The organism is Terasakiispira papahanaumokuakeensis, from assembly GCF_001709345.1.
Lineage (GTDB): Bacteria > Pseudomonadota > Gammaproteobacteria > Pseudomonadales > Halomonadaceae > Terasakiispira > Terasakiispira papahanaumokuakeensis.
In genome coordinates, this window is the sequence record NZ_MDTQ01000001.1 from 3967056 (window position 1) to 3977421 (window position 10366).

Genomic DNA, 10366 nt, shown 5'->3' on the forward strand with positions numbered 1-10366 from the left:
ATGATGTGATGCTCGATGGCATGACCGCATTGGCACGGTGTAAAGGTTGGCGCCCTAACCACCTTTCGAGCAAGAGGGTGCTGGTAGAAATGAGCGAATATTCTTTGTTTACATCCGAATCTGTTTCCGAAGGCCATCCCGATAAGTTGGCTGATCAGATTTCTGATGCAGTGTTGGATGCGATTATTGCCCGCGACCGCCAGGCGCGTGTGGCGTGTGAAACCATGGTCAAAACAGGCGTGGCCATCATCGGGGGGGAAATCTCGACCTCGGCCTGGGTTGATCTGGAAGATTTGGTTCGAGGGGTGATCAAGGATATCGGCTATACCTCATCCGATGTGGGGTTCGATGGCGATACTTGTGGCGTCATCAACATTATTGGCAAGCAGTCGGTGGAAATCGCTCAAGGCGTCGATCGCCAGAAGCCTGAAGATCAGGGCGCGGGCGATCAAGGGCTGATGTTTGGTTATGCCTCTAACGAGACTGACGTCTTGATGCCGGCGCCCATTACTTTGGCCCACCGCTTGGTACAGCGTCAGAGTGAGGCGCGTGGCAATGGCTTGTTGCCTTGGTTGCGTCCAGATGCGAAAAGTCAGGTCACTTGCCGATATGAGAACGGCAAAGTGGTCGGTATTGATGCTGTCGTATTGTCGACCCAACACAATCCGGATGTGTCCCAAAAAGATTTGCAGGAAGCGGTGATGGAGTTGGTGATCAAGCAGGTCATCCCCGCTGAGTTACTGCATAAAGATACCCAATACCACATTAATCCCACCGGTAAGTTTGTGATTGGGGGGCCTGTCGGCGACTGTGGGGTGACGGGCCGCAAAATTATTGTGGATACCTATGGCGGCATGGCGCGTCACGGTGGCGGTGCCTTCTCCGGTAAAGATCCCTCGAAAGTGGATCGTTCTGCGGCCTATGCTGGGCGCTATGTGGCTAAAAATGTTGTCGCTGCGGGTTTGGCCGACCGTTGTGAAATTCAAGTGTCTTATGCGATTGGTGTGGCAGAACCGACTTCGGTCTCCATCAATACCTTCGGTACGGGTAAGATTGCCGACGACAAGATTGTGCAGTTAGTGCGACGTCATTTTGATCTGCGTCCTTATGCCATCACGCGAATGTTAGATTTACTGTACCCGATGTATCGCCATACAGCGGCTTATGGCCACTTTGGACGTGACCCTTTTGAGAGCCAATATACGTGGCGTGATGCTCAGGGACAGTCTCATACTGAATCTTTCACGGCTTTCCCGTGGGAGAAAACAGATAAAGCTGACGCACTCAAAGCTGACGCTGGGCTTTAAAGCGGGTTTCAATATAAGCGCGGTTAGTCTTAGATTTTAAGTCGTGCTGGATTTTTTTCGTCACATCATGGTGTTCATGAATGTTGTGACGATTAATGCCCCATCATCTTGCGGATAGTCTTTGTTGGACGTTATCGGCGGGAGGATGGGGCTTCTTTATGTCTCGATATAAATGCCGATGTCACTTCCCTGGAGTATTTAAACTCGCCTATCAGAGTACGATGATCGCTCAAGGCTTAAATATCGCTCAAGGCTTAAATATCGCTCAAGGCTTAAATATCGCTCAAGGCTTAAATATCGCTCAAGGCTTAAACGAAGTGATTGATCCGATAATGTTGTGTTCCGTCATAAAACCTTTACTATTGCAAGTGTATAGTTTTTGGAACATTATGTTTCCCAATGTTACGAAGGGGCTGGAAGGGAGTGAGATGATGCGCGTGCTCATAAGCACCCGTGCACTTCAGCAGCCATAATAATGATTTCGCTGCAGGACATGGACTATGAAGGATTTCAAAACAACCCTTACGCCAATGTTGGCCGCCTTTTTAGGACTGGGACTTGGGGCCATGTCCCCTTGGGCTGTCGCCGCTTCGGGCGATGACCAGCTGACATCGCCTGGTCAAACATCATTACAAAGTGCTGTGAAAAGTGCTGTCTCCACAAACCCTCAGGTCAATGCGGCATTTAATGCATTCAACGCTTCAGGTGAGGATCGCCGACAAGCGTTTGGTAGTTATTTGCCGAGCGTTGATGTCCGTGCAGGCGTAGGTCAGCAGGCGCGTTCGCTCGACAGTGAAGGTAGCTATGATACGCATTATTATGAAGTGGCGGTGAGCCAGATGCTGTATGACGGCTTTGCGACATCGGAAGATGTGGAGCGGCTGAGTAAAGTACGTCTGCAGCGCTATTATGAGCTTCGTTCCGCAGCAGAATCTATCGCCCAGGAAGCGACTCAGGCCTATTTAGATGTTCTACGCTATCGTCGTTTGGTGGCATTAGCTGAGGCCAACTATGAAGAGCATCAGCGCGTTTATCAGCAGGTTGAAGATCGTGCACGTTCTGGAGCTGGACGCCGTGTTGACTTAGTGCAAATTTCTGGACGTTTAGCGTTGGCTGAATCGAATGTGATTACTGAGCGTTCGAATCTGCATGATGTCTCTGTTCGCTATCAGCGTATTGTCGGTGAGTTACCGCCCGAGCAGTTGGCGGCAATGCCTTCCATCGATGCCGAATTTCCCGGCGATATCAAAAGTGCGGTGAATACGGCTTATGTCAGTAATCCTGATTTGCATGCGGCGCTCGCGAATATTGAAGCGGTGAAAGCGGAGCGCGCTGGCCGAAAATCAACCTATCAGCCTCGTCTTGATCTGCAGCTCAATGCGGGGCGCTATGAAAACGATAGCGGCAGTTTTGATCCACAAGGCGAGCGTGATCGTTATGGTGTGAGCTTGGTTGCCAGTATGAATATCTATAACGGCGGCAGTGACCAGGCCTCGATTCGTTCCGGTACTTATCGGTTGGCTCAATCTCGTGATGATCGTGACCGGGCTTGTCGTGATGTGCGTCAAACCACGCGAATTGCCTGGAATGATGTGCGTAACCTGCAAGAGCAGCTGCGCTTTTTGGGTGAACACCGTCAGTCTAGTGATCGTGTACGGACGGCTTATCGCCAACAGTTCCGTATTGGCGAACGCTCCTTGCTTGATATGTTGGATACTGAAAACGAATACTTTGAAGCCAGCCGTGCTTACGTCAATGCTGAATATGACATTAAAGCGGCCAAAGCCAGAACCTTGGCGTCGATGGGTATGTTGACGCAAGCCCTTCATGTGATGCGTGATGATGTCCCTTCGTTAGATCAAGGTAGCGGCTTATCGGCCTCAGAGCTTTGCCGGGTTGATATGCCTGATCCGATGCCTGTGGCCAACACTTCTGCGACCCCGGCGCGACCACAGCCCATGCCTATGGCTGAAAGCCCCGCCGTGGTCGAGCCTGAACCCGCCCCCGTGGTTGCAGCTCAGCAATCCTCTGCTAAGTCCGCGCCTGTGAACTCAGCGAACAAGGTGCGTGCGAATGCACCAACGGCGACCTTGTCAGGTGATGTCTTTGCGATGAATGGCGCTTTTCTGATTGCTGAGGCCCGTCGCCAGCTGGACCAGATTATTGCGCAACAGCATCAGCGCGGTTTGCCGCTCAAAAAAGTAGTGGTGTCTGGGTATACAGACAGCACTGGGAGTGCCGAATTTAACCGCAGACTATCTGAAAAACGGGCGCGCAATGTGGCGGATTATTTAATCCGTGAAGGCGGTATTCCGGCTCGCCGAGTTGAAGCCGTGGGCTATGGGCCGCGCGATCCGTTAGCATCTAATGCGACAGCGCAAGGACGCAGCAAAAATCGGCGTGTGGAACTACGTTTTCAATATGCTGAATGATATCGTGGCTGGAATCGCTATTTAAGGCGCTATGTATGGTGAGCCTCTCTGACGTCTGAAGAGAGGCTCACCATCTTGAACTGGGTTTCAGCACGAGGTCGCAATGGGGAAACTGGAAAAAGGAGTGGGCACTGGCAAGACCGAATCGGTTGTCAGGGATGAGCTCTTGGAATGTTTGCTGGGTGTTGCCAGTATTCATGATCATCAAGCCAGTGCGGATGCGATTGTCGGTGGGCTGCCGTTGGAAAATGGTCGCTTGATTCCTTCCTTAATGCCCCGTGCTGCAGCACGAGCGGGCATGGCCGCTCGCCTTGTCAAAGCACGTATTACACAGCTTAATGAAGCCTTGTTACCGGCTATTTTGCTTCTTGAGCCTGGTCGGGCATGTATTCTGTTGTCACTCAATGAGACCGATCATTCGGCCCAGGTCATTTTTCCTGGCTTAACGCAGGCTTCTGTGGCCGTTAATTTGGATCGGCTGGTTGAAGCCTACAGTGGCCATGCCTTGTATATCCGGCCGCGGCTGAACTATAAGCCAAAAGATGCGGAGATCAGTAGCGATAAACAGCAACACTGGTTTTGGGGTGCGATTCGCGAGAACCGGCCACTTTATCGGGATATCGTGCTGGGGTCTTTTTTGATTAACTTATTTGCCCTTGGCATGCCGCTGTTTGCGCTCAATGTTTACGATCGTGTCGTGCCTAACCATACGACTGAGACGCTCTGGGTTTTAGTATTGGGCGTGGCCATAGTGATCTGTTTAGATTTGGTCATGCGCCTGATGCGCAATACCTTTATCGATATGGCGGCCAGCCGAGCTGATATTAAGGTGTCGTCACGGCTGATGTCTCATGTCTTGAGTATGCGAATGGAGGCTAAGAGCGGGTCGACGGGATCTATGGCATCGACGTTGCAGTCTTTTGAGTCGGTTCGGGCCTTTATTGGGTCAGCGACCGTCATCAGTATGGTCGATTTACCCTTTTCGCTCTTGTTCGTCTCCATTATTGGGTTGATTTGTCCGCCGCTGGTATTGCCTTTGCTAGTTGGTATTGTCTTTGTGCTTTTATATGCCTTGGCGGCTCAGGGCAAGCTTCATGACCTCTCATCCAAAACTTGGGAAGTGTCCGCTCAACGCAATGCGATGCTGATTGAGTCGTTGGGAAGTCTCGAAACGGTCAAGGCGCTCCGTGCTGAAAGCCGGTTACAGCGACTGTGGGAAAAGAATAGTGCATTTTTGTCGAGAACTTCGGCGCAGCTGAAACTGGTGAGTTCGTCTGTCTCCAGCGTGGCCATGTGGGCTCAGAACAGTGTCGGGGTCAGCATTATAGTCATTGGGGTTTATCAGATTATTCAAGGTGATCTGACCCAAGGGGGCTTGATCGCTTCCTATATGCTGTCTTCGCGAGCCATGGGGCCGATCAGTCAAGCTGCCGCGTTATTGGCACAATATCATCAATCTTCGACTGCTTTGTCTTCTCTTAATGAGATGATGGAAAAGCCCACTGAACGTGACCGCCAAGCCAGTTTCGTCAATCGCCCGACGATACAGGGTGAAATCACTTTCGATAAGGTCTCGCTACAGTATCCTGATGAGATGCGTACGGCACTGAGAGATGTCTCCATCACCATTCGGCCTGGTGAGAAAGTCGCGTTGCTAGGGCGTATTGGTTCCGGTAAATCAACATTGAATAAGTTATTACTGGGCCTTTATCAGCCGAGTTCAGGTGCGGTACGGCTGGATGGCTTGGATATTCGCCAAATGGACCCTTCTCAGCTGCGTCGTTACCTGGGGTATGTCCCTCAAGATGTGGCGTTATTTCGCGGGACATTGCGTGAGAATATTTTGGCGACCCGGGTTGATCGGGATGTGGATGATGAAGTGCTACTGCGGGCCCTGGAAATCAGTGGCTTGAATGGGCTTGTCAAACAACATCCGGATGGGATCGATCTACAAGTTGGTGAAAGAGGGGCGATGCTCTCGGGTGGGCAGCGGCAATCGGTTGCCATTGCGCGTGCCGTAGTTCATGACCCCGCGATTCTGATGTTGGATGAGCCCACCAGTGCGATGGATCATGCCAGTGAAGAAGCTTTCAAAAAACAACTGGCTGGTTATGTTCAGGGTAAAACACTCATGCTGGTGACCCACCGAACGGCCCTGCTTTCACTGGTTGAGCGCATTATTGTGATGGATAACGGGCAAGTGGTGGCCGATGGCCCGAGAGATCAAGTGGTCGAGGCATTGCGTCGTGGTCAGATTGGGGGGGCGCGCTAATGTCGGCTCAACCTACTGCTGGCCAAAAGGCCCCCCTCAAGGCGACTTCAGAGCAGCGTGGTTTTGATGCCATTGGCCATGTGTCTAATGTGGGTCAAAAACCGTTGCGGAAGTTTATTGACCGGTTTTTTTCTCGCCATATTACGGCAGTGCATTTAGATCGAGACTGGTCCAGCGACGCTGATTGGGCGCGTATGCAGCAGGAGCCGATAAGAGCGCGAGCCATGCTCTATGTGGTTTTTCTGGCGCTTGTTTTGCTCGTTGTCTGGGCCTGCTTTGCACCGATTGATGAGGTGACACGAGGGACTGGGCGTGTCATCCCCTCAAAGCAATTACAGCGTATTCAATCGTTGGATGGTGGTGTAGTTAAAGAAATTCTGGTGCATGAAGGGCAGAAAGTGCATCAGGGGCAGGAATTAGTCCGCATCGATCCCACGCGGTTTTTGTCCGACTATCGCCAGAATCAGGCCAAAATCTTAGCCCTTCAAGCGCGGGAAGAGCGCTTTGAAGCGCTTGTTTCACAGCGCGACTTTAACCCTACAGCAGCACTCGTTCAGGCCATCCCCCAAATTGTTGAGCAAGAACGTAAAGCCTTCCTAAGCATGAAAAATGAGTTGGCTGAAGCACAAAACCTGTTGAGGGATAAACTCACCCAGGCGCAGCAGTCATTGATTGAAATGCAGGCTAAAAAATCAGCGGCTCAACGAGAGCTTAAGTTGTCTTCAGATGAACTGAACTTAACCAAGCCACTGCTGGAAACGGGCGCCGTTTCCGAAGTGGAAATACTCCGGTTAAGGCGTCGCGTTTCGACCGCACGAGGGGATGCCGAGCAAGCGGCAGCTGCCGTCTCTCGTTTACAAGCGGCTGTTGCTGAGGCTCGAGGTGAGTTGGCTCAAATTAAACGAGAGCGTCAGACGAAATGGCGTGATGAGATGTCGCGGACCTTGGGCGAAATTAATGCACTGCGTCAGGCCAGTAGCGGTCTTGAAGATCGGGTCAACTTATCTTCTCTGAAATCCTCGGTGGATGGGATTGTACAATCGGTTCAGGTGAATACCGTCGGTGGTGTCGTACAGCCGGGACAAGATGTGATTCAGATTGTACCGACCGATGACCAGCTGCTTGTCGAGGCGCGTATCGCACCCAAAGACATTGCGTTTTTACGCCCAGGTCAACCCGCCACGATTAAATTAACCGCTTATGACTTCAGTATTTACGGCGGTTTGCAGGCCCAGCTAGAGAATATCAGTGCCGACACGGTCACGGATGATGAAGGCAATACTTTTTATCTCGTCAAAGTCCGAACCACTAAAAATCAATCCATTCAAGATAAGATTCAAGTGATTCCGGGGATGACTGCCCAAGTGGATATTGTGACGGGTAAGCGGACCATCATGCAGTATTTGCTCAAGCCCATACTGCGTGCATGGGGAAATGCGATGGGAGAGCGTTAATGGACTACTATTTAGTGTGCGCTGATCGCGCTGAACTGCCCCGGTTAGGCTTGATCTTACCTGAGTTAAAACAGCGTAATTGTTCAGCGGTGATGTCTGAAGCTCAGCCGGGCGATCAGGTTTGGATTATGGCTCAGCTGCCAAACTGTCTGGATGAAGTGCGTGCATTAAGCCGCCAACAGTTCAAGGTTGTTGTGCTGACATTATCTGTTGCGGTTGAAGAGGCCTTGATGTTTCTTGAGGCGGGGGCCAGTGGTTATGTCAATGCTTTAGCGCCTGTTCCCCTTCTCCAGCGTGTCGCTTTGGTGATTGAAAGTGGTGGCCTCTGGCTGCCAGAGGCTTTGCTGAGCCGTGTTGTTCACGGCGCCTATCAGGCTCTCACGCAGCATGATGAGCAGGAGCAAGATATCTGGCAATGTTTGACTGCGCGTGAGCAGGCGGTTGCACAGGCTGTCGTTGAAGGTAAAAGTAATAAGTTGATCGCACGTGAACTGGGCATTACGGAACGCACCGTTAAGGCCCACTTGGGCTCGGCCTTTCGTAAGCTGGAGGTGAGTGACCGCTTGCAACTGGTATTAAAGTTAACGGGCAAGATGCACGCCACACCATAATGAGATGCCGCCATTTGGCCGTGTTGCAGAGCGTGAGTCTCAGTCACGTGTATTGAGTGTCAGTTCAATTGAGCACGATCGAGCTGACCATGAACATTGACCGAGTCGCCGATGAAATGAATGCCTACTCGGGATTCAGGTTGCTCGGTTGCTTGACTGACATTGGTCTTTGAGTTGTTTTGTCCTTTCTGCGTTCTACGATTTCATCGTTGAACGTCTGCAAGTGATGTTGCCTTATATCAACCTTTTGGGTTCGACCCTGTCCTTCGGTCCAATACCTTGTCGTATGGGCTTCGCCTACATTAACCCTATCTTAGTCTCATTGTGATGCGATCATGCTTTGTTTTATCGATCGCGTGATCGCAATACGGTTTATCTAGGGTGTGAGTTCTCACGTTTTTGTCTAGAGATTGAGGTGCTGAGGCACCGTCCTATTACTCACATCATCATTATATTTAAAGGACTCTCGACCATGAGCATCACCATTACACGTATTGAAGGACAAGCCTGGGTTCGTGACGCATCGGGTCAGATGCGTGAGCTAAAAGTGGGTGATGAAATTAAGCCCGGTGACACACTGGTGACGGCTCAAGGGAGTCAGGTGGGTGTCGATTTAGGTGACGGCTTGCCCGCGACATTATTAGCTGGGCCGGTTGAAATTCCGATTACCGCCGATATGAATGTCAGCGATTTGCTCACTGACGGTAATAGTGCTGCTGACAGCCTCGCTGATGCCAGCGGTGTCCAAAATGTGGAAGCCTTGCTCGGTCAGGTTGATGACTCGGCTTTTACCGCTCAGCCTAACGACGTCAATACATTAATTAATGCATTGAATGAAGGGAATGGAGACCTGCTCGACAACTTGGAAGCGACCGCTGCGGGGACTGGTGGCGCTGGCGCTGAAGGTGCTGGCCATAGCTTTGTTCAGTTGGCGAGGATTACAGAATCTGTCGGCGGCGTTCCCTTGCTACAGACTCAGAATTTTACGCTTGCCGATTCAGATGCCGCTTTTGCTAATGCCACAACGGATGAGTCTCTATCGCAAGCGGCGGATACGCCTGCTGACCAAGATCCTGGGGATGGTGATACAGGCGGAGATACCGGTGGGGATACTGGGGGAGATGGTACAGATAACCCTGGGCCTACAGCCACATTGGGTGTTGATGGCATCCTGAGTGGTACCTCTTTGAATGTCACCGGAACCTCCACCAATATCAGTGCGGGTACTGTCGTGACCTTGACGATCACCTCCGAGGCCGGCGGTACACCGGTGACCGCTCAGGTGTCGATTGGTGATGATGGCAGCTATTCTGCCGATGGGTTGGATGTCAGTGGTCTGGAAGATGGCGTGATTACGATCACGGCTGATACCACTGATGATACCGGTAACCCACTTCAGGCGACTGATCAGGAAACACTGGATACGGCCCCGGGTAACCTGACCGTTGATGGCAGCTTGAATGATAGTGTGCTGGATATTACTGGAACGAGCGAAGACGTGCCCGCGGGACGTACGGTTAACCTGACCATTACGGATGATGACGGTAACAATGTGACCGCTTCAGCGGTGGTTAACGCGGATGGCACTTATACCGTCACAGGTATCGATGTGACTGGCTTATCCGATGGCACTTTGACTATTGTCGCCACCACGACCGATGACCAAGGGACGCCTTTGTCCGCCAGTGACGCCTTGTCATTGAATTTGGATGGCGCTTTAACCGTTTCAGGCCAGCTTGACGGGGCTGGTGATAGCACATTAGACATTACAGGCAGCTCTGAGGATGTCCCTGCGGGTAGCATTGTCACTATCTCCATTACTTCTAGTAATGGCGGCACGCCGGTCACCGTAACGGCAACGGTAGATGCGTCTGGAAACTACAGCCTGAATAATGTTGATGTGTCGGGCCTGAATGATGGCACATTGAATATCACGGCAACGGCCCGCGACGGTCAAGGCAACCCCCTCAGCGCCAGTGATAATGCCGTACTGGATCTGAATGGCGGGATCAGTGTTACGGCTGCATTGGATGGCGCCGGGGATGATACCCTGGATATTACCGGCAGAACCAATGATGTGCCGGAAGGCTCGACTGTCAGTCTCACGATTACTGATCAGAATGATCAAGTGGTTAATACTTCTGCTGTGGTTCAGTCTGATGGCACTTATAGTGTTAGCGACGTCGATGTCAGTGGTCTGACCGATGGCACCTTAACCATTACGGCAACTGCCACGGAAGCACAGGGTCGACAGGTTTCTGCAACGGATACTGCTGATCTGGATGCCACC

Annotated in this window: 7 protein-coding genes; all 7 read left to right on the plus strand. The window is 51.6% G+C overall.

Annotated features, from left to right (window positions below):
- The first annotated feature begins 89 nt into the window (after positions 1-89).
- Positions 90-1307, plus strand: coding sequence for a methionine adenosyltransferase (gene metK / locus BFW38_RS17260; RefSeq protein ID WP_069000042.1), 1218 nt, complete (start codon positions 90-92; stop codon positions 1305-1307).
- Between the two features lie 158 nt (positions 1308-1465).
- On the plus strand, positions 1466-1780 hold the full coding sequence (locus BFW38_RS17265; RefSeq protein ID WP_139116661.1) for a hypothetical protein: 315 nt from the start codon (positions 1466-1468) through the stop codon (positions 1778-1780).
- Positions 1781-1807: 27 nt separating this feature from the next.
- Positions 1808-3739, plus strand: a complete 1932-nt coding sequence (locus tag BFW38_RS17270) for a TolC family outer membrane protein (RefSeq protein ID WP_084004748.1) — start codon at positions 1808-1810, stop codon at positions 3737-3739.
- A 103-nt stretch (positions 3740-3842) separates the two neighbouring features.
- Complete coding sequence (locus BFW38_RS17275; RefSeq protein ID WP_069000045.1) at positions 3843-6011, plus strand: type I secretion system permease/ATPase; 2169 nt, start codon at positions 3843-3845, stop codon at positions 6009-6011.
- The gene (locus tag BFW38_RS17280) at positions 6011-7465 is read left to right on the plus strand and encodes an HlyD family type I secretion periplasmic adaptor subunit (RefSeq protein ID WP_069000046.1); all 1455 of its coding nucleotides are present in this window, start codon (positions 6011-6013) and stop codon (positions 7463-7465) included. The genes BFW38_RS17275 and BFW38_RS17280 overlap by 1 nt, the downstream gene beginning before the upstream one ends.
- Positions 7465-8076 (plus strand): helix-turn-helix transcriptional regulator, encoded by a 612-nt coding sequence (locus BFW38_RS17285; protein WP_069000047.1) that lies wholly within the window; start codon positions 7465-7467, stop codon positions 8074-8076. The genes BFW38_RS17280 and BFW38_RS17285 overlap by 1 nt, the downstream gene beginning before the upstream one ends.
- 472 nt (positions 8077-8548) lie before the next feature.
- On the plus strand, positions 8549-10366 hold a 1818-nt coding region (locus tag BFW38_RS18005), incomplete at its 3' end, for a retention module-containing protein (RefSeq protein ID WP_175401009.1).

Coding starts and splice junctions, on each gene's coding strand:
- BFW38_RS17270 (WP_084004748.1), top strand. CDS start 1,808: ATGAAGGATTTCAAAACAACCCTTACGCCAATGTTGGCCGCCTTTTTA.
- BFW38_RS17265 (WP_139116661.1), top strand. CDS start 1,466: ATGTCTCGATATAAATGCCGATGTCACTTCCCTGGAGTATTTAAACTC.
- BFW38_RS17280 (WP_069000046.1), top strand. CDS start 6,011: ATGTCGGCTCAACCTACTGCTGGCCAAAAGGCCCCCCTCAAGGCGACT.
- BFW38_RS17285 (WP_069000047.1), top strand. CDS start 7,465: ATGGACTACTATTTAGTGTGCGCTGATCGCGCTGAACTGCCCCGGTTA.
- BFW38_RS17275 (WP_069000045.1), top strand. CDS start 3,843: ATGGGGAAACTGGAAAAAGGAGTGGGCACTGGCAAGACCGAATCGGTT.
- metK (WP_069000042.1), top strand. CDS start 90: ATGAGCGAATATTCTTTGTTTACATCCGAATCTGTTTCCGAAGGCCAT.